Below are 23,010 nucleotides of genomic sequence, written 5' to 3'. Positions count from 1 at the left end.
GCACCATGGCCAGGAGTGCGGCGACGGAGACCGGGGAGGTGACGGTGTTGTCGTCGCCGTCGGTGAGCTGGCCGAGCAGGTCGAACCCGAAGGCGTTGACGGCGGCGCCGACGGTGCCCGCGTCGGCCGGCGCGAGGTCGGCGACGACGTCGATGCGCGGTGCGGGGCCGGGGTCGGCCGGTGGCGTCGTGGTCTCGGGTGCCGAATCGGCGGCGGAACCGGCGTCGGGGTCGTCGGCGTCGCCGCAGCCGGCCAGCAGCAGGCTACCCGCGAGCAGGGCGGCGGCCAGGCGGGGCAGGGACATGAGCACACCTTCCGACGCACGGGCGGTTCCGGCGATGAGTCAACCACGCTCCTACCTCTTTGGACGGAGCCGGTGCCCGGTCGGTTGCAGCGAGCCCCTTCCTACGCCACCGGCGTGGGCTCGTCGGACCCGACCGGCCTCTGGTCGTCGGACTCGAACGGCGAGCGGTCGACGTCGCCGAAGTAGAAGCGGGAGAACGGGGCGCGGCGCCGATCGGCCTGGTACCGCGGGTTGGGCACGCCGTTCGCGTCGATCGCGGCGCCCGGACCGATCGGTGTCCACTCCGGGTGCGTCCGGAGCGCCACCTCCGGTGCGGAGAGCGGCCGGTGCAGCTCACTGAACCCGCCCTCGGGGCTGGCGACGACGACGCCGGTCGCGTGTCCGTGCTCGACCTCGTCGCGCTCACGCAGCTGCAGGCCGATGCAGACGCGCTTCGCCGCCCAGAAGGCGAGCGGCGGCACGACGACGACGGCGACCTGCAGAGCCCGGGTGAGCCCGTTCAGGGGGATGTGCAGGAGGGTGGCGACGACGTCGTTCCCGCCGGCAATCCACAGCAGCAGGTAGAAGGCCACGAACCCGGCGACCAGCCCGGTGCGCACCGGCATGTCGCGCGGCCGGTCCAGCACGGCGGGGTCGCGTCGGTCGCCGGTGGCCCACTGCTCGAACCACGGGTAGAGCGCCAGCGTCGCCATCATCACGCCGGGCAATACCATGACGGGAACCACCACGCTCAGCGTCAGCTCGTAGCCCAAGACGCCGACCTCCCACGGCGGCATCAGCCGTACCGCGCCGTCGAGGAACCCCAGGTACCAGGGCGGCCGGCTGCCAGCGGGCGCCTGGGCCGGGTCGAACGGGCCCCAGAGCCAGACCGGGTTGACCTGGAGGGTGACAGCCATCAGGACAATGACACCGCTGACCACCAGCAGCAGGCCGGCCATCCGCGCCGCGTAGGAGGGGAACAGCGGCACACCCGCCGGTGCCGGCGCGGCCGACGCCGACGTGCTCCTGGGACGTTGCCGGTACAGCAGCACCAGCTGGACGGCGAACAGCGCGACGATGACGCCCGGCAGCAGGTACACGTGCACGATGTTCAGCCGCCCGATGATGTCCTCACCCGGGAAGTCGCCGCCGAACACCAGCCACGCCAGCCAGGTGCCGATCACCGGCGTGGCCAGCAGATAGCCCTCGGTGACCCGCAGGCCGGTGCCCGACTGCAGGTCGTCGGGCAGCGAGTGCCCGAGGTACGCCTCGGCGATGCTCACCACGAGCAGCGCGAGCAGGATCAGCCAGCCGAACCGTTTCGGCCCTCGGAACGCGCCGGCGAGGAAGACGCGCAGCAGTTGCGCCGACAGCGCGGCGATGAACACCAGCGACGCCCAATGGTGGACCTGGCGGACCAGCAGCCCGCCCTTGACCTCCATCGAGATGTCCAGAGTGGACGCGTACGCCTCGGACATCCGCACGCCTCGCAGCGGCACGTAGTCGCCGTCGTAGACGATCTGTGTCATCGACGGCTGGAACCAGAACGTGAGCACGATCCCGGACACCAGCACGAGGATGAAGCTGCAGATCGCCAGGGGGGCGAACAGGTCCGGCCACCGTGCCGGCACGGCGACCCGGCGCCGGCTCAGCCGGCGGACGCCACCGCCGTGCCGTTCCGCCAGGTCGGTCAGCCGCGTGGCCAGGCTCGCGACGCGGGCTATCGGTCCGTGGTTGGTCAGGTCAGACATGCCGCACTCCCGGAAACTCGCTCCTATAACTAGGACCGAAAATCGGGCCGGAGTGTGACATGACGTTGGTCACGCCGCTCCCGCGTGCAACGGTGCGGGCACCGACCGGCGGCACCCGTAGGCTGCCTCGCGTGACGCCGTCGATCGACCTCATGGACGACACGTTCGTCGTCGCGGCGCGCACCGAGCTGGCCACGTACTTCCGCGACCCGCAGGTGTGGCGGGCGTGGTGGCCGGCGCTGCGGCTGGCCGTCGCCCAGGACCGCGGGCTGGAGGGCGTGCGGTGGACGGTGGCGGGGGAGCTGACCGGGACTGCGGAGATCTGGCTGGAGCGGTGGCGCGACGGTGCCGTCGTGCACTGGTTCCTCCGCGCCGAGCCATCGACCTCGGTCGCCTCGCCCGGCCGGCTGCGTCACCGCTACACGCGCGAGTACAAGGCCCGGGTGCACGAGCTCAAGGACCTGCTGGAGCACGGCCGCCCGGCCGGCGCGCCGCGGCTGCCGGCGGCTCGGTAGTCTCCGCAGCAGCCGGAGCCCCGTGCGCCCGCACGGAGCCCGCCGCGGGAGATGGGACACTTCAGTCATGGCAGCGCAGACCACGTCGAGCATCGCCGTCGCGGCGAGCCCGGCCGCCATCATGGCCGTCATCGCCGACCTCGAGGCCTACCCGGAATGGACGGCGTCGGTGCGCGAGGTCGAGGTGCTCACTGTTTACCCGGCCGAACCACTCACCTCCGGTGAGGCCGGAGATGAGATGGCCTCTGGGCGGCCGGCCACGGCGAAGTTCGTCCTCGACGCCGGCCCGATCAAGGACCGCTACACGCTGTCCTACGAGTGGAACGGCGACGACGAGGTGCGCTGGAACCTCGTGGAGGGCGGGCTGATCAAGGAGCTGGCGGGCTCCTACTCGCTGCGTGCCGGCGCCGACGGCACCACCGAGGTGACCTACCAGCTGACCGTCGACGTGGCCATCCCCATGCTCGGGCTGATGAAGCGCAAGGCCGAAAAGGTCATCATCGACACGGCGTTGAAGGAACTCAAGAAGCGGGTCGAGGACGGAGTGGACGAGTGAGCCTGACCATCGGGGTCGACGTCGGCGGCACGAAGATCGCGGCCGGGATCGTCGACGAGAAAGGCGTCATCGGGGCGCGGGCCCGGCGCGAGACGCCGTCGCAGGACCCCGCCGCGATCGTCGACACGATCATCGAGGTCACCCGGGAGCTCGCCGCCAAGCAGGAGGTCGAGGCCGTCGGCGTCGGGTCGGCCGGGTTCATCGACTCCGCCCGCTCGCGTGTGCTCTTCGCGCCCAACCTGGCCTGGCGCGACGTCCCGGTCCGCGACCAGGTGGCCGCGGCGACCGGGCTGCCCACGGTCGTCGAGAACGACGCCAACGCCGCGGCCTGGGGCGAGTTCCGCTTCGGCGCGGCCGAGGACGTCGACGACATGATCCTGCTGACCATCGGCACCGGTGTCGGCGGCGGCCTGGTCCTGGACAGCCAGATCTACCGCGGCGCGCACGGCGTGGCCGCCGAGGTCGGGCACATGCGTGTGGTTCCGGACGGGCACCTGTGCGGCTGCGGACTCCACGGCTGCCTCGAGGCCTACGCCAGCGGCACCGCACTGGTGCGCGAGGCGCGCGCGGCGGCCAGCCTGCCCTCGGCGGAGCGGCTGCTGGAGATGGCCGGCGGCGACCCGCAGCGCATCACCGGCCCGCTGGTCACCGAAGCGGCCGCCGAGGGCGACGAACTGGCCATCGTGCTGATCGCACAGGTCGGCCGGTGGCTCGGAGAGGCGATGGGCTCGTTCGTCGCCCTGTTCGACCCGGCGGTGTTCGTCATCGGCGGCGGGGTCTCCGAGGCCGGTGACCTCTTGCTGCGCCCGGTCGACGAGGCGCTGCGCAAGCAGATCACCGGTGCGGGTCACCGGCCGGAGCCGGAAGTCCGGCTGGCGACGCTCGGCAACGACGCCGGCGTCATCGGCGCGGCCGACCTCGCCCGCGTGTGACAGCGGCGGGCCTGCGCGTCGTCTCGTACAACGTGCGTGGGCTGCGTGCCGGTGCCGGTGCCGCAGCCGTGGCCGGAGTGCTGCGCGAGCTGGACGCCGACGTCGTGCTGTTGCAGGAGGTCCCGAAGCTGCTGCTGTGGCGCGGCCGGTGCGCCGCGTTGGCCCGCCGCGCCGACCTGCTCTACGCCGGTGGCGGCGGCACCACGGGCGGCACCGCGCTGTTCACGTCGATCCGGGTGGACGTCCGCGAGGTGCGGGAGCACCGGCTGCGCGCCACGCCCGGGCTGACCCGGCGCGGCGTGGTGCTGGCCCGGCTGGTCAAGGACGGCGTGCCGTTCGGGGCGGCGTCGATCCACCTCGGCTTGGATGCCGGCGAGCGGGCCCGGCACCTGACCGACATCACGGGTCTGATCAACCGGCTGGGGGCGGCCATCATGGTCGTCGGCGGCGACGTCAACGAGGAGCCGAGCGCGCCGACGTGGACCCGGCTGGCCTCGCACTACGCCGACGCCGGCGCCGCCGTCAGCACACCGACGTTCCCGGTGGCCAGCCCGCGGCGGCGTATCGACGGCGTCTTCGTCCGCGGCGCGGTGGAGGTTTGCTCGTGCCGGGTAGCCGACACCGAGCAGGTGCGGCGGGCCAGCGACCATCGTCCCGTCGTCGCCGACCTGACCCTCGCCTAGAGCACCGCGCCGTCGTCGGGGTCGTTGGGGTGGTGCCCGCGCATCCGCGCGATCAGCGTCACGAAGCCGGTGATGAACGCCAGCACCGCGAACAGCACGATCTCGTCCGAGGGCCGCCACGACATGATCGCGACGATGATCAGCGCGATCGGTGGCGCGATGACCGCCGCCCAGGCCAGCCGCGAGACGCCGTCGCCGCGCGGGATCGGCGCCGGGGTCGGCGGGACGAAGTGGTCGCTCGCCTCGGTGCCGACCGCGTCGTCGCCGACGTCGACCGCTTCGTCGCGGGTCTGCTCCCGCCCCGGGCCGGGACCGAGCGGGCCGAGCGTCACAGATGCGTCGCGGAAGCCGTCGGCCGGGACGTCGTCGGACGTGAGGTCGTCGCGGTCGTCGTCGGGCCCCACCTCCTCCGCGGCCGGCCACGGCTGGTCGCCGTCGGGCGCGGGGGAGGAGTGGAAGGTGTCGACCAGCTCGGCCCACGTCTTGTCGTCGTCACGGCTCATGGGATAAGGCCCCGGTTCCTCTTCGTGACTCGTTCGACGAACGCCGCGGACCCCTCGAAGATGACCGGTGCGTCGTAGTCGAGGGTGGCGACGTGGTAGCTGCGCTGCAGCATGACCTCGGTGACATCGGTGGAGGAGACACCGGAGAGGATGACGGGCGCGCTGGTGGCGTCGACGACGTGGTCGTGGACGCTGCGGTAGACCAGGACCGGCTGGGTGATCATGGCGAGGTCGCGCCGGACCAGCTGCCACATCTTCGTCTGCGAGTACAACGCCTGCAGCGGCGTGCGGTCGTAGGCCCGCTCGTCCTGGCCGGGCAGAGCGATGTCGCCGGAGATGCCGGCCACCGACCGGCGCAGCAACCGCAACAGCGGCAACGCCAGCAGCCGCTTGTTCGCGCTGGTCACGACCGGGTTGACCAGCACGAGACCCTGAACCAGCGGGCCGTGCTCCTGCGCCAGGCGCATCGCCAGGCAGCCGCCCATGGACAGTCCGGCGACGACGACCTGCGGGCAGCGCTCGGCCAGGTCGAGCAAGGCGCGTTCGACCTTGCGGTACCAGTCGGGCCACCCGGTGACGTTGAGGTCCTGCCAGGCGGTCCCGTGGCCGGGCAGGCGGGGCAGCTCGACGCTGTAGCCCAGCGCCGCGAGATGCTCGGCCCAGGGGCGAAGCGAGGCCGGCGAGCCGGTGAACCCATGGCACAGCAGCACGCCGACGGGGCCGCCGTCGTGCCGGAACGGCTCCGTCGCTTGGATCGCCTCCCCCTCAGAGAGCATCGCGTCCCCTCCCGTCGTCGCCCCGACCGTCATGGTCGCCCTGGAAGCAGCATCGTCGCATGTGCCCGATCCGTCCACGCGGGCGAGGGCACCGTGTTCGCATCTCACGACCCACTTTGGAGGTAGTGTTCCGACGTGTTCTATTGGCTGATGAAGAGTGTCATCCTCGGGCCCATCCTGAGGTTGATCTATCGGCCGTGGGCCGAAGGAGTCGAGAACGTTCCGCCGCGCGGCGGCGCCATCCTCGCCGGCAACCATCTCACCGTCGTCGACTCCTTCTTCTTGCCATTGGTGCTCGACCGCAAGATCAGCTTCCTCGCCAAGAGCGACTATTTCACCGAACGCGGCATCAAGGGGTGGTTCAAGCGCCTCTTCTTCGGCGGGACCGGCCAGGTGCCGGTCGACCGCACGGGCGGCCGCGCGAGCGAGCAGGCGCTGTTGACCGCCACCCGCATCCTCAGGCAGGGCGAGCTGCTCGGTATCTACCCCGAGGGCACCCGCTCCCCGGACGGGCGGCTCTACCGCGGCAAGACCGGCGTGGCCCGGATGGCCCTGGAGGCCGGCGTCCCGGTCGTCCCGGTCGCCATGATCGGTACGGCCGAGATGCAGCCGGCCGGGCGCGTCATCCCGAAGGTGATGCGGCCGGGCATCCGCTTCGGCGCGCCGTTGGACTTCAGCCGGTACGCCGGCATGGAGAACGACCGCCACGTGCTCCGCTCGGTCACCGACGAGATCATGTACGCCCTGATGGAGCTGTCCGGACAGGAGTACGTCGATGTCTACGCCTCCAGCGTCAAGGCCAAGCTCGACAACCCCCCGCAACCCTCCGAATGATCACGTTCAGCACGAGATCTCGTGCTGAACGTGATCATTTCCGAGAGGGGTGGGTTTGACCGCGGGCGCACTCAGTGGCGGCCGGGGTAGCGCTCGGGCTCCGGCTCGGCGGGCTGGACGCTGTGGCTGGGGAAGTCCTCCAGCGCGCCGGTCGGCTGGTCGTCCCATTCGCTGAACGTCAGCGGACTGGACAGGTACGCCGCCAGCAGCTGGGCGGTGTACCTGATGCTGTCGAGGTGGGTGCGTTCGTGCCCGTGGCTGGAGTCGACGCCGAACCCGATGAGCGCGGTCCGGCACTCCAGCCCGGACTCGACCGCGGGCGCGGCGTCGGACCGGTAGAAGCGGTAGACGTCGCGCCGGAACGGCAGGTCGTTCTTCTCACACAGCGCGATGAGCCGCCGGGTGAGGTGGTAGTCGAATGGCCCGGTGGAGTCGAGCATGCCGATGTTGACGGTGTCCTCGCGTGAGGCCTGCCCCTCGCTGACCACGCCGTTGTCGACGGCGACCAGCTCGGCCACGTCGTCGTCGAGGCCGTGGGTGGCGCCGATGCCGACCTCCTCGCCGATGGTCACCAGCAGATGGGCGGTGACCGGGAGGCTGCCGCCGTCGTCGACCAGCGCCTTGACGGCGGCCAGGCAGGCGGCCAGGCCGGCCTTGTCGTCGAGGTGGCGTGACTTCACGTAGCCGTTGGGCGTGATCTGCGGCGCGGCGTCGAGCGCGACGAAGTCGCCGATGGACACGCCCAGGTCGATGAGGTCCTGCCGGGTCTCGACCGGTTCGTCCAGCCGGATCTCGACCTGGTGCCAGCCCACGCCCTGGGTGTCGACGGCGTCGCCGAAGTTGTGCCCGCTGGACATCAGCGGCAGCACTGTGCCGGTGTGGATGCGGGTGAGGTCGTCGGTGAACAACGTCACGTGGGCGCCCTCGGCGAACCGGGCGCTGTGGGTGCCGATCGGGACCACCTCGACCCGGCCGTTCTCCTTCAACCGCTTGACCATGCAGCCGATGGTGTCGGCGTGGACGACGACGGCGCGGCTGGTGTCGGCGGCCTGGCCGGTCAGGGTGGCGCGCAGCACGCCGCGGCGGGTCAGCCGGATCGGCACGCCCAGCTCCTGCAGGTGGTCGCCGATGATCTGCATGACGGCGTCGGTGCGCCCGGACGGGCTCGGGGTGCGCAGCAGCTCGAGCAGAACGTCGCGCAGGTACTCGTCGTCGATGGCCACGGACCTCATGATCCCAGCCTCGCACGGCCGCCGGGGCGGGCGCGGGGATGGTCCGCGAAGCGAGTTGACAACAACTACAGAAACAGTACAACATCTGTAGTTGTTCGGCTCGTGGACGTCAGGAGGAATCGATGCGATCGCTCGTCTACTACGTGGCCTCGACGGTCGACGGCTTCATCGCCGGGCCGGACGGCCAGTACGACTTCTTCTCCGCCGAGGGCGACCACATGCGGGCCATCACCGAGCAGTACCCGGAGACCATCCCGGTGCACTTCCGCTCGATGCTCGGGATCGACCCGCCGAACCAGACCATCGACACCGTGCTGGAGGGCCGCGTCGCCTACCAGCTCGGCCTCGACGAGGGCGTCGCCAACGCGTACCCGCACCTGCGGCACCTGGTGTTCTCACGCACCCTCGCCGAGAGCCCAGACCCCGGCGTCGAGATCGTCGGCACCGACCCGGCCGCCCGGGTCCGCGAGCTCAAGCAGGAGGGCGGCGCGCGGATCTGGCTGTGCGGTGGCGGGCAGCTCGCCGGCGCCCTGCACGACGAGATCGACGAGCTGGCCGTGAAGATCTACCCGGTGAGCATCGGCTCCGGACGGCCGCTGTTCGCCGGTGGCTTCCGGCCGCGGCACCTGCGGGTGAAGGACGCCCAGGTCTTCGAGGACGGCGTGGTGTTCGTCCACTACGTCCGCGCCTAGGGCCGGACCCGAGCCGCGGAGACCTAGGGTGTCCCGGACGAGCTGGGCGGCGCCGGGTTCCAGGCCCGCGGCGGGGTGCGCGTGGCCGGGAAGAGGAGGTCGACGAAACGGGCGGCGGTGGGCTGGGGCTCGTGGTTGGCCAGGCCGGGGCGCTCGTTGGCCTCGATGAGGACGTAGTCGCTCTCCGCCGGGTTGGTGACGATCATGTCGAGGCCGGTCACCGGGATGTCGATGGCCTTGCTGGCGGTGACGGCGGCCCGGGCGAGAGCCGGATGGAGCTCGGCGGTGACGTCGTGGATGGTGCCGCCGGTGTGCAGGTTGGCCGTGCGGCGGACCCGCAGCGCCACCCCGTCGGGCAGGACGTCGTCGAGGGAGTACCCGGCGGCGCGCACCGTCTCGATCGTGGTCTCGTCCATCGGCACCTGCGACTCCCCGCCGGTCGCCGCGGAACGACGGCGGCTGTGCGCCTCGATGAGCTGGGCGACCGTGTGCTCCCCGGTGCCGTACACCGTCGCCGGGCGGCGGACGGCGGCGGCGACCACCTCGTGCCCGATGACGACGATGCGCAGGTCGTCGCCGGTCGCGCACTCCTCGACGAGCACGTCGGGGCAGAACGTCGACGCGTGCGCGATGGCGTGAGCCAGCCCGTCGGGATCGGTGACGCCGACGGTGATGCCACGGCCCTGCTCGCCGCGGACCGGCTTGACGACGACCTCGCCGACCTCGGCGAGGAAGGCCTCGTCGGCGGCGGGGTCGCCGGCCAGCCGGCCGCGGGCGACGTTGAGCCCGGCACGCTGGAAGATGCGCCGGGTGGCCAGCTTGTCGTCGCAGCGGCTCATGGCGACGGCGGTCGTCAGCTCCGACAGCGACTCGCGGGTGACGATGCGCCGGCCGCCGTGGGTCAGCCGCAGCTCGCCGCTCTCGACGTCGATGGTCTCGACCTGGATGCCGCGCCTGCGTGCCTCGTCGGCGATGATGCGGGCGTACGGGTTGAGCTCGGCGGACTCCTGTGGACCGGCCACGAAGAGCGGCTCGTTGATGGGGTTCTTGCGCTTCACCGCGAACACCGGCACCCGGCGGAAGCCCAGCTTGGTGTACAGCCGGATGGCCGGGTCGTTGTCGTGGAGCACCGAGAGGTCCAGGTGGTCGCGGCCGCGGCCGATGTAGCGCTCGGCCAGAACCCGCACCAGCGCCTCACCGACCCCGGGAATGGTGCACTGCGGGTCGACGGCGAGACTCCACAGGCTGGCGCCGTTGTCGGGATCGTCGAACGCGACGGCGTGGTCGATCCCGGTGACCGCGCCGACGATCCGCCCGGTGCGCTCGTCCTGCGCGACCAGGTAGGTGAACGTCGGCGTGCGCTGGTTGGCCCACATCAACTCGGTGTCGCCGGTGACCATGCCGTGCGCGGCGTAGAGCCGGTTGATCTCGTCGGCGTCGGCGAGCTCGCTCATCTTCCGCACGAACACGCCCGGCACCACGTTGCGGCGCGGCCGGTACCGGTGCAGCTCCAGCCGGAAGGTGAGCGACGGGTCGATGAACAGCTCGCCCGGGGCGTGCGACACCAGCACGTGCGGGTCGGCGACGTACATGGCGATGTCGCGCCGGCCCGCTTGCTCCGCGCCGAGCAGCGCGATGATGTCGTGCGGGTCGTCGAAGGTCTGCGCGAACACCAGCCGGCCCCAGCCACAGTCCAGCGCGACGCCCCGCTTCATGTCCCGGACGAAGTGCTCCGGTGCCTCCTTCCAGGGTCGGCTCCACAGCGACTGGCCGGGTGCGGGCTGGCCACGGCGCCGCGCCTCTGGCTGGCGACGGGGTTCGGTCCGGCGCGGCGGGACCCGCAGATCGTCGTCGTCGTTGTCCTCGACCTGGTCGGCGCGCTTGCGGTCGCCTTCGCTCACCGGGTCACGGCCTCTTTTGGCAGGTGCGTCTGCAGCCACAGCTCCAGCAGCCCGAGCTGCCACAGCCGGTTGCCGCGCAGCGGCGTCAGCTCGGCGTTGGGATCGGCGCGCAGCCGGTCGACGTACTCCGGCCGGAACAGGCCGCGCTCGCGTGCCGCGGCGGAGTGCAGGGCGTCGTCGACGAGCTGCAGGTAGCGGCCGCGCAGGTACTTGAGCGCCGGCACCGGGAAGTAGCCCTTCGGGCGGTCGATGACCCCGTGCGGGATAACCCGTCGGCCGGCCTCCTTGAGCACGCCCTTGCCGTCCTGGGCGAGCTTCAGCTCCGGCGGGCACTGCGCGGCCAGCTCGACCAGTTGGTGGTCGAGGAACGGCACCCGCGCCTCCAGGCCCCACGCCATGGTCATGTTGTCCACGCGCTTGACGGGGTCGTCGGTGAGCATGATCTGGGTGTCCAGCCGCAGCGCGGCGTCGACGGCCGTCTCCGCGCCGGCGCGGGTCATGTGCGTGCGGACGAAGTCCAGGCTCGCCGGATGGCCCGGCAGGTACTTCGGGGCGACCACCTCGGCCATGCCGGCGTGGTCGCGGTCGAAGAAGGCCTTGGCGTAGGTGTCGACGGCGTCGGCCGGGTCCGCGCCGGCCAGCGGCGGGTACCAGTGGTAGCCGGCGAACACCTCGTCCGCGCCCTGCCCGGACTGCACGACCTTGACGTGCCGGCTGACCTCCTTGCTGAGCAGGAAGAACCCGACGGCGTCGTGGCTGACCATCGGCTCGCTCATCGCGGCGACCGCGTCCTGCAGCGCGGGAAGCATGAGGTCGGCGCCGATGCGGATCTGGTGGTGCTCGGTGTCGAACTCGCGCGCGATGATGTCGGAGTACTTGAACTCGTCGCCCTCCTCGCCGCCGACGGCCTCGAACCCGATGCTGAACGTGTTGAGGCCGTGCTGTCCCTCCTCGGCGAGCAGGCCGACGACGAGGCTGGAGTCCAGGCCGCCGGAGAGCAGCACACCCACCGGGACGTCGGCGACGAGCCGGCGGCGCACGGCGACCCGTAGCGCCTCGAGGACGGCGTCCTCCCAGTCGGTGGCGGACCAGCCGGCCTTCGCTGGGTCGCGGACGAAGGGCGGGTCCCAGAACACCCGCTCGCGGCTGGTGCCGTCGGGCTCCACGACGCGGACCGTGGCCGGCGCCAGCTTGCGCACGCCGGCCAGGATGGTGTGCGGCGCGGGGACGACGGCGTGCCAGGACAGATAGTGGTGCAGCGCGACCGGGTCGATGCTGGTGTCGACGTCACCGCCCTTGAGCAGGGCGGGAAGCGAGCTGGCGAACCGCAGCCGGTCCGGCGTCTGGGCCAGGTAGAGGGGCTTGATGCCGAGCCGGTCCCGCGCCAGCACCAGCCGGCCGCTGTCGCGCTCGTGGACGGCGACGGCGAACATGCCGATCAGGTGGTCGACGAAGTCCTCGCCCCACCGGTGGTACGCCTTCGCGATCACCTCGGTGTCAGAGGTGGAGAAGAAGCGGTAACCGTGGCCGGCCAGCTGCTCACGCAGCTCGCGGTAGTTGTAGATGCAGCCGTTGAAGGCGACGGTGAGCCCGAGCTCGGCATCGACCATCGGCTGGTGGCCGTGCGGGGAGAGGTCGATGATCGACAGCCGCCGGTGACCCAGCGCGAGCGAGCCGTGCGCGTAAGCGCCTGAGTCGTCCGGTCCCCGGGCGACCATGGCGTCGCACATGAGGCCCACCGCTGCGAGGTCGGCGGGACGGTTGTCGAACCTGAATTCGCCGGAGAGACCACACATACGTTTCGAGCCTACACGGCGCGACCTGCGGTACGGAGATGGTCCGTATCACCTGATGGACCGGCGGTCGCCGTTGCTGGAGTTCCGCGCCCACCGCGGATGGTTCCCAGCTGGCCAACGGCGCGCGGCCCGCACGGCGACCCGACGCCACGCCTCGTCAGGTCGGGGCAACGGCCATCCAGGCCGGCAAGCATGGTGCAGCAAGGGAATTGCGTGGCGAACCCGAATGATCACGTTCAGCACGAGATCTCGTGTCACACCATGCTCGCAATCATGGTGAAGCACGGAATCTCGTGCTGAACGTGATCATTTCGGGCTCATCGCACAGGGTGCGAACGGCTTCGGCGGTGGCGCACGTCACGTCGTGCGCCACCGCCGAAGGGTGGAACTACTTCACTGCGGCCGTCAGCCGCGGGTGGTCACCTCAGAGGGTGGAACCCGCGCTGCGCCGGCGAGCGGCGAAAGCCAGGCCAGCGCCACCGGCCACGAGCAGCAGGGCCAGCGTGGCGCCGGTCGTGGTGCTCGAACCGGTGTCGGGCAGCTCCTCGTCGCCGTCGTCGTCACCCGGGTCGTCGGTGGGCTCCTCCGTCGGCTCCTCGGTCGGCTCCTCCGTGGGGGTCGGGGTCGGCGTCGGCGTCTCGGTCGGCTCCGCCTCGCCCTCGACCGTCACGGTGACCGTGGCGACCGGGGAGTCGGTGTTGCCGTCGTTGGCCAGGTACTGGAAGGTGTCCTCGCCCTCGAAGCCCTCGGCCGGGGTGTAGATGACGGTGGCCAGCGTCTCCGGGTCCTCGGTCGTCAGGGTGCCGTTGGTGGCCTCGCTCACCTTGAAGGTGAGGTCGTCGCCCTCGGCGTCCTCGGCGACCAGAGCGATCTCGACCGGGGTGTCGATGGTGGTCTCGACCGCGATGTCCTGCGGCTCGGCCGGGGTGTTCTCACCCGCGGCCACGGCCGCGATGTTGTCCGAGAACGCGCTCAGCTGGGTGTAGATGCCGGGGAAGCCAGCCTGCGCGCAGCCCTCGCCCCAGCTGACGACGCCGACCTGGACCAGCTCGCCGTTGTCGTCCTCGCGGAACAGCGGGCCACCGGAGTCGCCCTGGCAAGAGTCGATGCCGCCCTCTTCGAAGTCACCGGCGCAGATCTCGACGTCCGCGGTCAGCGAGTCGCCGTAGTTCGTGGCGCAGGTGGCGTCGTCAATGAACGGCACCTCGACCTCGAGCAGCACGTCGCTGGACTCGCCGCCCTCGGAGGTGGCGCCCCAGCCGGCGACGGTGAAGGTGCCCTCGTCGAGGGAGTCGTCGGTGACGACCGGCAGCGGGTCGATGCCCTCGACCGGCTCGCTCAGCCGGACCAGCGCCCAGTCGTTCGGGATGCCGCTGATGTTGGCCGAGTAGACGAACTCGGACTGGTACGTGACGATGTCCGGGCTGTTCAGGTCGACCGACCCGAAGTGCGCGGTGATGCTGGTGTCCGGGCCCGTGCCGTTGACGCAGTGCGCCGCGGTCAGGACCAGGTCCTCGGCGTAAAGAGACCCGCCGCACGCGAAGGTGCCCTCGGGGGTGTCGATGGTGAGGAAGGCGATGAACGGGTAGTCGCCCTCGTCGACCTCGGTGCCGCCGACGATGCGGGTCTCGAAGTCACCGGGGGAACTCTGCGTGATGAGAGCCTGCTCAGGCACCTCTTCGGCGGCGGCTGCGGTGCCGGCGGTGCTGATCACCGTGGCACCGGTCACCATGGCCGCAAGCAGCGCACCCGCAACGCGGGCACGCCTGCGGAGGAAGGTGGTCACACTGTCTCCATTTCACATCATGTATGCGTCATAAGTCCGGACCCCCGTCCGTCACGGGACCGTGACTTCGAGAGGGGCCCGAAATGCTGAGGATCGTACACGAGACATCAACTGGCCGGAACCAACGGGACGGGAACTGCGTCTAAAGCTGCTCGACCCCTTGAGGTACTCCTGTCGATCAGCTGCCCGCAGTGCCCGTCCGCCCGCCTGCGGGACTATATCTGTGCAGGTCAGCGTGGATTGGCCGAGCTGGGCGGTCAATGGATTCGATCCGCCCAGGCAGAGGAAGGATGTCATGGATCATGCCGTTCTCGGGCGTGTCGCGGCGATGTGTCCTCAAAAGAAAACCGATGAGCCGGGCGTCCCGGCGCAGATAGGCTCGGCGGGGTGACAGACACCGCTCAGTGGACGCCCGCGATCCCCGCCAAGCCGACCGTCGACGGCCTGGCGGAGGTATGGGCGCGGCGCTGGGAGCGTGACGGCGTCTTCCGCTTCGACCGGACCCGCCCGCGTGCCGACGTGTACTCCATCGACACCCCGCCGCCGACGGTGAGCGGCGCACTGCACGTGGGTCACGTGTTCTCCTACACCCAGACCGACGTCGTCGCCCGGTACCAGCGGATGCGAGGCAAGGCCGTCTTCTACCCGATGGGGTGGGACGACAACGGCCTGCCCACCGAGCGTCGGGTGCAGAACCACTTCGGCGTGCGCTGCGACCCGTCGCTGCCGTACGACCCGGAGTTCCGGCCCCCGGCCGCGCCGGGCAAGGAGCAGCTGCCGGTCTCGCGGCGCAACTTCATCGAGCTGTGCGGCGAGCTCACCGGCGAGGACGAGAAGGCCTTCGAGGACCTGTGGCGGCACCTGGGGCTGTCGGTGGACTGGTCGCACAGCTACCAGACCGTCGACGACGCCGCCCGGCGCGTGTCGCAGCGGGCGTTCCTGCGCAATCTCACCCGCGGCGAGGCGTACCACGCCGAGGCACCGACGCTGTGGGACGTCACGTTCCGCACCGCGGTCGCACAGGCCGAGCTGGAGGACCGCGACCGCTCCGGCGCCTACCACGACCTCGCGTTCGCTCGCCTGGACGGTGCGCGCGAGCCGGTCGTCGTCGCGACGACGCGGCCGGAGCTGCTGCCCGCCTGCGTCGCCGTCGTCGTGCACCCCGACGACGAGCGGTACGCCGCGCTGGTCGGCTCGACCGTCAGCACGCCGCTGTTCGGCGTCGAGGTCCCGGTCGTGGCGCACCGGCTCGCGGACCCGTCGAAGGGCACCGGCGCCGCCATGATCTGCACGTTCGGCGACACCACCGATGTCATCTGGTGGCGCGAGCTGGCACTGCCCACACGGCCGGTCGTCGGGCGCGACGGCCGGTTCGTCCGCGACGTGCCGGGCTGGCTGGCGGCGCCGTCGGGGCGGTCGGCGTACGAGGCGCTGGCGGGGGCGACGGTGCACGGCGCGCGCACGCGCGTGGTCGAGCTGCTGCGCGAGTCCGGTGAGCTGCTGAGCGAGCCGCGACCCGTCGTGCACCCGGTCAAGTTCTACGAGAAGGGCGACCGGCCGTTGGAGATCGTCACCACCCGGCAGTGGTACATCCGCAACGGCGGCCGCGACGAGGCGCTCCGGGAGGCCCTGCTGGAACGCGGCCGTGAGCTGCGCTGGCACCCGGAGCACATGCGGGTGCGCTATGAGAACTGGGTAGGCGGGCTCAACGGCGACTGGCTCGTCAGTCGGCAGCGGTACTTCGGCGTGCCCATCCCGGTGTGGTATCCCCTGGATGCCGAGGGTGTGCCCCGGTACGACGCGCCGATCCTGCCGGACGAGACGGACCTGCCGGTCGACCCGTCGTCGGATGCGCCGCCGGGGTTCACCGCGTCACAGCGCGGCGAGCCGGGCGGGTTCGTCGGCGACCCCGACGTCATGGACACCTGGGCGACATCGTCGCTGACGCCGCGCATCGCCGGCGGCTGGGGAAGCGACGACGACCTGTTCGCCCGCGTCTATCCGATGGACCTGCGCCCCCAGGCGCACGAGATCATCCGCACCTGGCTGTTCGCCAGCATCGTCCGCGCCCACCTGGAGGACGGGGTGCTGCCGTGGCGGCACGCGGCTATCGCCGGCTGGATCCTCGACCCGGACCGCAAGAAGATGTCCAAGTCCGTCGGCAACGTGGTCACGCCCATGGGCCTGCTGAAGCAGTACGGTTCCGACGGCGTCCGCTACTGGGCCGCGAGCGGCCGGCTCGGCGCCGACACCGCGTTCGACGTCGGGCAGATGAAGATCGGCCGGCGGCTGGCCATGAAGCTCCTCAACGTCAGCAAGTTCGTCCTCGGGCTGGGGCCGGTCGACGACGGTGCCGAGGTCACCGCTGCCCTGGACCTCGCCATGCTGGCCGCGCTGGAGCGCATCGTGCGCGCGGCCACCGAGGCCCTCGACGGCTACGACCACTCCCGCGCGCTGGAGGCGACCGAACGGTTCTTCTGGGACTTCTGCGACGACTATGTCGAGCTGGTGAAGAACCGGGCATACGGCGGGGGTGACGCGGCCGATGGGGCGGCGTCCGCGCGGGCGGCGCTGCGACGGGCGCTGTCGGTGCAGCTGCGGCTGTTCGCGCCGTTCCTGCCGTTCGTGGCCGAGGAGGTGTGGTCGTGGTGGCGGACCGGGTCGGTGCACCTGGCTCCGTGGCCCGGCGACGACGACGGCGTGGGCGCCGCGGCCGCGCCGGCGGGTGACGCAGCGCTGTTCGCGACGGCGTCGGCGGTCATCGGGGCGGTGCGGCGGGCCAAGACCGAGGCTGGGCTGTCGCTGCGCACCGAGGTGCCGCACGCGGTGCTGCGCTGCCGCCTCGCCGACGTCGAGGCGGTGCTGGCGGTGCTCGACGACGTCCGCGCGGCCGGCCGGATCACCGTCGTCGACCTGGAGCCCGACGACCTCGCCGAGGCCTTCGAGGCCAGGCTCGCTTGAGCCGCCGGTGGAGAGCTTCGTTCTGGGGAATACCCCTAGGGGGTATGGTGGTTGCGTGGTCTGAGCCGACGAGAGGTGAGCGACCATGGAACGGCACGACACCGAACACGGGTACGGCGCCGAGGCCGAGCAGGTGACGGCCCGCGAGCACCACGGCGGTCACGCGGCCGGGCCACCCGGCGGCCCCCCGGCGCCGGCCGCGCACGGGGGTCACGCCGGGCATCACGACAAGCACGCCGGCCACGGCGACGGCACCATGTTCCGGGACAAGTTCTGGGTGAGCTTGGTCCTGGCGATCCCGGTGGTCGGCTTCAGCACCATGTTCGCCGACCTGCTCGGCTACGAGGTGCCCGGCTGGGGCACCTGGATCCCGCCGGTCCTCGGCACGGTGCTGTTCGTCTACGGCGGCTGGCCGTTCCTCACCGGCGCCGTCGCGGAGCTGCGCGACCGCCAGCCCGGCATGATGACGCTGATCGCGCTGGCCATCACGGTGGCGTTCGTCGCCAGCGGGCTCACCACACTGGAGATCGGCGAGCTCGACCTCGACTTCTGGTGGGAGCTCGCGCTGCTGATCGTGGTCATGTTGCTCGGGCACTGGCTGGAGATGCGGGCACTCGGGCAGGCCTCCGGCGCGCTGCAGGCGCTGGCCGAGCTGCTCCCGGACACCGCTGAGCGGGTTGACTCCGACGGGGCGGTCGAGGAGGTTCCGCTGGTCGAGCTGGCCGTCGACGACGTCGTTCTCGTGCGCTCCGGTGGGCGGGTGCCAGCCGACGGCGTCGTCGTCGAGGGGACCGCGGAGGTCGACGAGTCCACCGTCACCGGCGAATCGAAGACGGTGGCCCGCGGCCCTGGCGACCGCGTGGTGGCCGGGACCGTCGCGACCGACACCGCGGTCCGCGTCCGGGTGACGGCGGTGGGCGAGGACACCGCGCTGGCCGGCATCCAGCGGCTGGTGGCTGACGCGCAGGCGTCCAGCTCACGGGCGCAGGCGCTGGCCGACCGTGCCGCGGCCTACCTGTTCTGGTTCGCGCTGGGTGTCGGCGCCCTGACGTTCGCCGTCTGGGTGGCGCTCGGTGAGGCGTCGGCGGCCGTGGAGCGCACGGTCACGGTGCTCGTGATCGCCTGCCCCCATGCACTTGGCCTGGCCATTCCGCTGGTGATCGCGATCTCGACGGCGATGTCGGCGAGGGCCGGCATCCTGGTCAAGGACCGCCTGGCGCTGGAGCGGATGCGGCTGGTCGACGCGGTGCTGTTCGACAAGACCGGCACGCTGACGAAGGGCCGCCCGGCGGTGGCCGGGGTGGCGCCGGTGCCGCCGGCCGGCGACGACGAGTTGTTGGCGCTGGCCGCGGCGGCCGAGCGCGACTCCGAGCACCCGTTGGCGACGGCGATCGTCGCGGCCGCTGCCGAGCGCGGCCGGGTCCCGGCCGCGTCGGAGTTCCGGTCGCTCACCGGCAAGGGCGTGCGTGCCGTCGTCGACGGTGCCGACGTCGCCGTCGGCGGGCCCGGCCTGCTGCGCGAGCTGGGGCTGGAGTCGCCGTCGGAGATCGCCATGCCGGTGGACGAGTGGTCGAAGGCCGGTTCGACGGTCCTCTACGTGCTGCGCGACGGCGCGGTGATCGGTGCGCTGTCGTTGGCCGACGAGGTCCGCGCGGAGTCGGGCCGGGCCGTCGACGCGCTGCACGCCGAGGGCATCCACGTCGTGATGATCACCGGCGACGCCCGCAACGTCGCGGAGGCGGTCGCCGCGGAGCTCGGCATCGACGAGGTGTTCGCCGAGGTGCTGCCGGCCGACAAGGACGCCGTTGTGACCTCGCTGCAGGAGCGCGGGCTGCGGGTGGCCATGGTCGGCGACGGTGTCAACGACGCGCCCGCGCTGGCCCGGGCCGACGTCGGCCTGGCCATCGGGGCCGGTACGGACGTCGCGGTCGAGTCCGCCGGGGTGGTCCTGGCCTCCGACGACCCGCGCGGGGTGGTCTCCGCGCGTCGGCTGTCGCAGGCCAGCTACCAGAAGATGGTGCAGAACCTGGTGTGGGCGACGGCGTACAACCTGCTGTCGGTGCCGCTGGCGGCCGGGGTGCTCGCGCCGATCGGGTTCGTGCTCCCGCCGGCGGCAGCCGCGGTGGCGATGACCGCGTCGACGGTGATCGTGGCGCTGAACGCCCAGGTGCTGCGCCGCCTGGACCTGCGCCCCGACCGCATCGCCCGCTGATCACGCGAGCCTGGCGCGGTGGCGGCGGACGGCGGACCGGTTGGCGCACCGCGTCGAGCAGTAGCGCTGCCGGCCGTTGCGGGTGACGTCGGCGAACGTGCTCGTGCAGTCGCCGGCGGCGCAGCGGGCGAAGCGGTGCAGGCCGCGCTGGGTGAGGAACCAGGCAAGCCCGAACGCGGTGATCGCCGCGAGCTGCCGTGTCACCGACACCCCGTCGGGCCGAAAGTGCACGTGCGGCCGGGTGCCGTCGTGCGTGCTGATGCTCGGGTGTGACGTGCCGCGCGCGAGCAGGCGGTTCAGCGCGGCGACCCGGGCCGCGTCCGTCGCTGCGTCGACGACCTCGGTGAGTGCGGCCTGCCACTCGATCAACCCGGCGACGTCGGACGGCGTCGGCGTCCGCTCGAGCAGCACGTCGTGCTCGGCGGCGAGCCGGGCGACGTCGGCCGGGGAGGTCAGCCGTCGATCGACCAGCGCCGCGGCCAGCAGAGCGCCCTCGTCGCTGTAATGGTTGAAGTGCACAATGCCATTACAGCACGGTGGAGACATGAGATGGGAAGTGGTTCGCCCTTGCGTCCGGTGCGGGACCACCGCCGCACCCGGCCCGGTCACGTCGTGGCACCGTACGGGCAGCGGGTTCGTCGGCTACGTGCGCTGCCGGTGCGGCGGTTGGCTGATCGTGCGCTCCGCGTAACCGTCGCGAGGTCAGCGGGACGTGACCTGGGACCATGAGGTCCACGCCGAGCTGGCTAGGCTCGTCGTGGACCGGATCGGGTGAGCCGGTCGACGTGCCGACATCACATGATCAGCGGAAACGGGGTTCGATGACCAGCAAGGACATGCTGCGGCGGTCGGTCGCGGCGACTGTCGGGTGCGCGCTGATGATGGGCGTGGCCGGGTGCAGTTCGACGCCAGACGCCACACCGGTCGCGCAGTCGCTGGCCGAAGGGCTGGCCAACGGCGACTTCGCGGACGTGCCGCTGACCGGCACGACACCCGAGGAGGCCGCGACCGCGGTGGAGGAGATGACCGCCGGCATGGGAGAGGTGGCGCGCACCGTCGAGGTCGCCGGCATCGAGGAGACCGACGACGAGGACCGCCGCCAGGTCACCCTCGACGTCGCGTGGGACCTGGACGGTTCCGCCGGCGCGGCCGCGTCGCCCACCGGCACGCCGTCGGCGACCGGCACGAGTACCGACGGGACCAGCTCGGACTGGACCTACCAGACCACGGCCACGCTCGTCGCCGCCGACACCGACGCCGGCTGGGAGGTCGAGTGGGCGCCGACCGTCCTGCATCCGCAGCTGGCCGACGGCGCGTCGCTCGCGCTGCGCCGCGAGCAGGCCGAGCGCGCGGACATCCTGGGCGCCGGCGGCGAGGTCATCGTCACCGAGCGGCCGGTCTACCGGGTCGGCATCGACAAGACCCGCGTCGACGCCGCCGTGGCGCCCAGCTCGGCCAGCGCGCTGGCCGAGCTGGTGGGCGTCGATCCAGCGGCGTTCGCCGGCCGGGTCCAGGAGGCCGGCGAGCGGGCCTTCGTCGAGGCCATCACCCTGCGCGAGGCCGACGCGGCGTCGCTGCTGGCCGGCATCGAGGAGATCGAGGGCGCCGTCGCGCTCAGCGACACCCTGGCGCTCGCGCCCACCCGCGAGTTCGCGCGGCCGATCCTCGGCACCGTCGGTGAGGCCACCGCGGAGATCGTCGAGGAGTCCGCCGGCCGCGTGGTCGCCGGCGACGTCGTAGGCCTCTCCGGGTTGCAGCAGCAGTACGACGCCCAGCTGGCCGGTACGCCGGGGCTCACGGTCGAACTGACCCCGGCCGAGGGCGACGCCCAAATCCTCCACGAGCTGGAGCCGGTGGCCGGTACGCCGGTCACCACCACGCTCGACGTCGAGCTGCAGGCACGTGCCGAGGCCGTGCTCGCCGACGTCGGGCCGGCCAGCGCCGTCGTCGCGGTCCAGCCGTCGACGGGTGCGGTGCTGGCCGCGGCCAGTGGGCCGGGCGGGGAGGGGTACTCGACCGCGACGCTGGGTCAGTACGCACCCGGCTCCACGTTCAAGATCGCGACCTCGCTGGCGCTGCTGCGCGCCGGGCTCACCGCGGAGTCGACGGTGGAGTGCACGCCGACGGCGACGGTCGACGGCCGCGACTTCGAGAACTACAGCGATTACCCGTCGGGTGCGATCGGCGAGATCACCCTGCGCTCGGCCATCGCGAACTCCTGCAACACCGCGCTGATCAACCAGAACGCCACGGTCGACCAGGCCGCGCTGGCCCAGGCGGCCGCGTCGCTCGGCATCGGCGTCGAGCACGACCCGGGCGCGCCGGCCTTCCTCGGCGCGGTGCCGGCGGAGGCGGACGGTACCGCGCACGCCGCGTCGATGATCGGCCAGGGCGAGGTGCTGGCGTCGCCGCTGGCGATGGCGACGATGGCCGCGTCGGTGGCCGCCGGTCGCACGGTCACCCCGATGCTCGTCGACGGCGCCGCCGCGGCCGCGCCGGAGGCCACCCTGACCGCCGAGGAGGCGCAGGCGCTGCACGACCTCATGCTCGCCGTCGTCGAGGAGGGCAGCGGCGACTTCCTGGGCGATGTCCCCGGTGACCCCGTCGGCGCCAAGACCGGCACCGCCGAGTACGGCACCGAGCAGCCGCCGCGCACGCACGCCTGGATGGTGGCGTTCCAGGGCGACCTCGCTGTCGCGGTGTTCGTCGAGGACGGCGAGTCCGGGTCGCGCACGGCCGGCCCGCTGCTGGAGGAGTTCCTGCGCGGCCAGGGGTGAGGCCGAGCTAGGCCGACAGGAACGGCGCGAGCTGCTCGGCCAGCCGCGGCGCCAGCGTGCGGGCGTAGGTGGCGGTGAGGTGATGCTCGTCGCGCCACACCGCCACGTTGCCGATGACCGCCGGACACGCGTCGCTGGGGCAGATGGCCGCGTTGAGGTCGATCAGCTCCAGGCCGCCGAGGCGGTCGGCGGCGACCAGCTGGGCGTCGCCTGAGCGCTCCATCGCCTCGTCCGTGGGCTCCGCACACTCGGTGAGCTGGTCGGTGTGCTGCGAGATGCATTCGGCGGGATCGATGCCCAGCCACGGGGTGTTGCGCACGACGGCGAGCTGGGCGCCGGCGTCGAGGACGGCCCGCCAGCTCTGGCTCATCCCGTCGGCGAGACGCAGGCTGCTCTCGTCGTCGCCGAGCTCCTCGCCGTCCACCGCGACGCGGTAGGAGTTGCTGTTCGAGGTGACGACGAGGTCGGGGCGGTCCGTCCCGGTGAGGCGTTCGAGCAGGGCGGTGTTCCACTCCGTGCACGACGTGTAGGGCGTGCCCTCCGCCGTCGTGATCTCCACGTCGAAGAGCCCGCACGACGACTTCGTGTAGGTCTCGACGCGCCAGCCGTTGCGGGTGGCGACCTCGTCGAGGGCGGGCTGCCACTGGGCGGCGTGTGAGTCGCCGACGAGCGCGACGACGCGGTCGGAGTGCACGTCACCGTAGGCGCACGACACCAGGTCGGCGTCCTGGGCGTTCTGCTGGCAGCCGTCGGGATAGATGTCCGGGGTGTCGTTGGGGACGTTGACCGGGTCGGGGGTCATGGCGGTGACGGTGTCGAC

General features: G+C 71.8%; 18 protein-coding genes and 1 pseudogene. 9 read left to right on the top strand and 10 right to left on the bottom strand.

Annotated features, from left to right (window positions below; genetic code table 11):
* Both E1269_RS30100 and qcrB read right to left on the bottom strand, forming a co-directional pair.
* Positions 1 to 304: pseudogene (locus E1269_RS30100) on the bottom strand (hypothetical protein); the annotation flags it as partial.
* A 101-nt stretch (positions 305 to 405) separates the two neighbouring features.
* On the bottom strand, positions 406 to 2,034 hold the full coding sequence (gene qcrB, locus E1269_RS30095; protein ID WP_131901624.1) for a cytochrome bc1 complex cytochrome b subunit: 1,629 nt from the start codon (positions 2,032 to 2,034) through the stop codon (positions 406 to 408).
* A 131-nt stretch (positions 2,035 to 2,165) separates the two neighbouring features.
* On the opposite strand from qcrB, the gene E1269_RS30090 reads away from it, so the two are divergent.
* From E1269_RS30090 to E1269_RS30075, 4 genes are all read left to right on the top strand, one after another.
* On the top strand, positions 2,166 to 2,549 hold the full coding sequence (locus tag E1269_RS30090; RefSeq protein ID WP_131901622.1) for a polyketide cyclase / dehydrase and lipid transport: 384 nt from the start codon (positions 2,166 to 2,168) through the stop codon (positions 2,547 to 2,549).
* A 67-nt stretch (positions 2,550 to 2,616) separates the two neighbouring features.
* Positions 2,617 to 3,105 (top strand): SRPBCC family protein, encoded by a 489-nt coding sequence (locus E1269_RS30085; RefSeq protein WP_131901620.1) that lies wholly within the window; start codon positions 2,617 to 2,619, stop codon positions 3,103 to 3,105.
* Positions 3,102 to 4,037, top strand: coding sequence for an ROK family glucokinase (locus E1269_RS30080; RefSeq protein WP_131901618.1), 936 nt, complete (start codon positions 3,102 to 3,104; stop codon positions 4,035 to 4,037). The genes E1269_RS30085 and E1269_RS30080 overlap by 4 nt, the downstream gene beginning before the upstream one ends.
* Positions 4,034 to 4,720 carry an endonuclease/exonuclease/phosphatase family protein gene (locus E1269_RS30075; protein ID WP_131901616.1) on the top strand — a complete coding sequence of 229 codons (687 nt, stop codon included), beginning with the start codon at positions 4,034 to 4,036 and terminating at the stop codon, positions 4,718 to 4,720. The genes E1269_RS30080 and E1269_RS30075 overlap by 4 nt, the downstream gene beginning before the upstream one ends.
* Here E1269_RS30075 and E1269_RS30070 read toward each other — a convergent pair.
* Complete coding sequence (locus E1269_RS30070; RefSeq protein ID WP_131901614.1) at positions 4,717 to 5,223, bottom strand: hypothetical protein; 507 nt, start codon at positions 5,221 to 5,223, stop codon at positions 4,717 to 4,719. The genes E1269_RS30075 and E1269_RS30070 overlap by 4 nt on opposite strands.
* A complete protein-coding gene (locus E1269_RS30065) occupies positions 5,220 to 5,999 on the bottom strand; it encodes an alpha/beta hydrolase (protein ID WP_131901612.1) in 780 nt (259 codons plus the stop codon). The genes E1269_RS30070 and E1269_RS30065 overlap by 4 nt, the downstream gene beginning before the upstream one ends.
* A 150-nt stretch (positions 6,000 to 6,149) precedes the next feature.
* Between E1269_RS30065 and E1269_RS30060 the strand changes: the two genes are divergently transcribed.
* A complete protein-coding gene (locus E1269_RS30060) occupies positions 6,150 to 6,833 on the top strand; it encodes a lysophospholipid acyltransferase family protein (RefSeq protein ID WP_203434220.1) in 684 nt (227 codons plus the stop codon).
* A gap of 71 nt (positions 6,834 to 6,904) precedes the next feature.
* On the opposite strand, the gene E1269_RS30055 is transcribed toward E1269_RS30060, so the two are convergent.
* Positions 6,905 to 8,056, bottom strand: a complete 1,152-nt coding sequence (locus tag E1269_RS30055) for an osmoprotectant NAGGN system M42 family peptidase (RefSeq protein WP_203434219.1) — start codon at positions 8,054 to 8,056, stop codon at positions 6,905 to 6,907.
* 131 nt (positions 8,057 to 8,187) lie between these two features.
* Here E1269_RS30055 and E1269_RS30050 point away from each other — a divergent pair, with 131 nt between their 5' ends.
* A complete protein-coding gene (locus tag E1269_RS30050; protein WP_131901606.1) occupies positions 8,188 to 8,757 on the top strand; it encodes a dihydrofolate reductase family protein in 570 nt (189 codons plus the stop codon).
* A 23-nt stretch (positions 8,758 to 8,780) separates the two neighbouring features.
* Here the strand turns inward: E1269_RS30050 and ngg are convergent, their stop codons facing one another.
* The 3 genes from ngg to E1269_RS30035 all read right to left on the bottom strand — a co-directional run bounded on the left by ngg (position 8,781) and on the right by E1269_RS30035 (position 14,240).
* Positions 8,781 to 10,520 (bottom strand): N-acetylglutaminylglutamine synthetase, encoded by a 1,740-nt coding sequence (gene ngg / locus E1269_RS30045; RefSeq protein ID WP_420810693.1) that lies wholly within the window; start codon positions 10,518 to 10,520, stop codon positions 8,781 to 8,783.
* 134 nt (positions 10,521 to 10,654) lie between these two features.
* Complete coding sequence (locus tag E1269_RS30040) at positions 10,655 to 12,454, bottom strand: N-acetylglutaminylglutamine amidotransferase (protein WP_131901604.1); 1,800 nt, start codon at positions 12,452 to 12,454, stop codon at positions 10,655 to 10,657.
* 424 nt (positions 12,455 to 12,878) lie between these two features.
* Entirely contained in the window at positions 12,879 to 14,240 is a 1,362-nt protein-coding gene (locus E1269_RS30035) for a trypsin-like serine protease (RefSeq protein ID WP_131901602.1), read from the bottom strand.
* Positions 14,241 to 14,627: 387 nt separating this feature from the next.
* On the opposite strand from E1269_RS30035, the gene valS reads away from it, so the two are divergent.
* Both valS and E1269_RS30025 read left to right on the top strand, forming a co-directional pair.
* The gene (gene valS, locus E1269_RS30030; protein WP_131901600.1) at positions 14,628 to 17,201 is read left to right on the top strand and encodes a valine--tRNA ligase; all 2,574 of its coding nucleotides are present in this window, start codon (positions 14,628 to 14,630) and stop codon (positions 17,199 to 17,201) included.
* Positions 17,202 to 17,286: 85 nt separating this feature from the next.
* The gene (locus E1269_RS30025) at positions 17,287 to 19,413 is read left to right on the top strand and encodes a heavy metal translocating P-type ATPase (RefSeq protein ID WP_131901598.1); all 2,127 of its coding nucleotides are present in this window, start codon (positions 17,287 to 17,289) and stop codon (positions 19,411 to 19,413) included.
* Here E1269_RS30025 and E1269_RS30020 read toward each other — a convergent pair whose 3' ends face one another.
* A complete protein-coding gene (locus tag E1269_RS30020) occupies positions 19,414 to 19,932 on the bottom strand; it encodes a CGNR zinc finger domain-containing protein (RefSeq protein ID WP_203434218.1) in 519 nt (172 codons plus the stop codon).
* Positions 19,933 to 20,234: 302 nt separating this feature from the next.
* Here E1269_RS30020 and E1269_RS30015 point away from each other — a divergent pair, with 302 nt between their 5' ends.
* Positions 20,235 to 22,190 (top strand): penicillin-binding transpeptidase domain-containing protein, encoded by a 1,956-nt coding sequence (locus E1269_RS30015; RefSeq protein WP_203434217.1) that lies wholly within the window; start codon positions 20,235 to 20,237, stop codon positions 22,188 to 22,190.
* A 7-nt stretch (positions 22,191 to 22,197) separates the two neighbouring features.
* Here the strand turns inward: E1269_RS30015 and E1269_RS30010 are convergent.
* Positions 22,198 to 23,010, bottom strand: an 813-nt coding sequence (locus tag E1269_RS30010) for an SGNH hydrolase domain-containing protein (protein WP_275264657.1), incomplete at its 5' end; no start/stop codon positions are given.

It is taken from the genome of Jiangella asiatica (assembly GCF_004349065.1).
Lineage (GTDB): Bacteria > Actinomycetota > Actinomycetes > Jiangellales > Jiangellaceae > Jiangella > Jiangella asiatica.
This window is presented reverse-complemented; position numbering and strand designations above follow the sequence as displayed.

Coding starts and splice junctions, on each gene's coding strand:
- qcrB (WP_131901624.1), bottom strand. CDS start 2,034: ATGTCTGACCTGACCAACCACGGACCGATAGCCCGCGTCGCGAGCCTG.
- E1269_RS30085 (WP_131901620.1), top strand. CDS start 2,617: ATGGCAGCGCAGACCACGTCGAGCATCGCCGTCGCGGCGAGCCCGGCC.
- E1269_RS30070 (WP_131901614.1), bottom strand. CDS start 5,223: ATGAGCCGTGACGACGACAAGACGTGGGCCGAGCTGGTCGACACCTTC.
- E1269_RS30065 (WP_131901612.1), bottom strand. CDS start 5,999: ATGCTCTCTGAGGGGGAGGCGATCCAAGCGACGGAGCCGTTCCGGCAC.
- E1269_RS30060 (WP_203434220.1), top strand. CDS start 6,150: ATGAAGAGTGTCATCCTCGGGCCCATCCTGAGGTTGATCTATCGGCCG.
- E1269_RS30050 (WP_131901606.1), top strand. CDS start 8,188: ATGCGATCGCTCGTCTACTACGTGGCCTCGACGGTCGACGGCTTCATC.
- E1269_RS30040 (WP_131901604.1), bottom strand. CDS start 12,454: ATGTGTGGTCTCTCCGGCGAATTCAGGTTCGACAACCGTCCCGCCGAC.
- E1269_RS30025 (WP_131901598.1), top strand. CDS start 17,287: ATGGAACGGCACGACACCGAACACGGGTACGGCGCCGAGGCCGAGCAG.
- E1269_RS30015 (WP_203434217.1), top strand. CDS start 20,235: ATGACCAGCAAGGACATGCTGCGGCGGTCGGTCGCGGCGACTGTCGGG.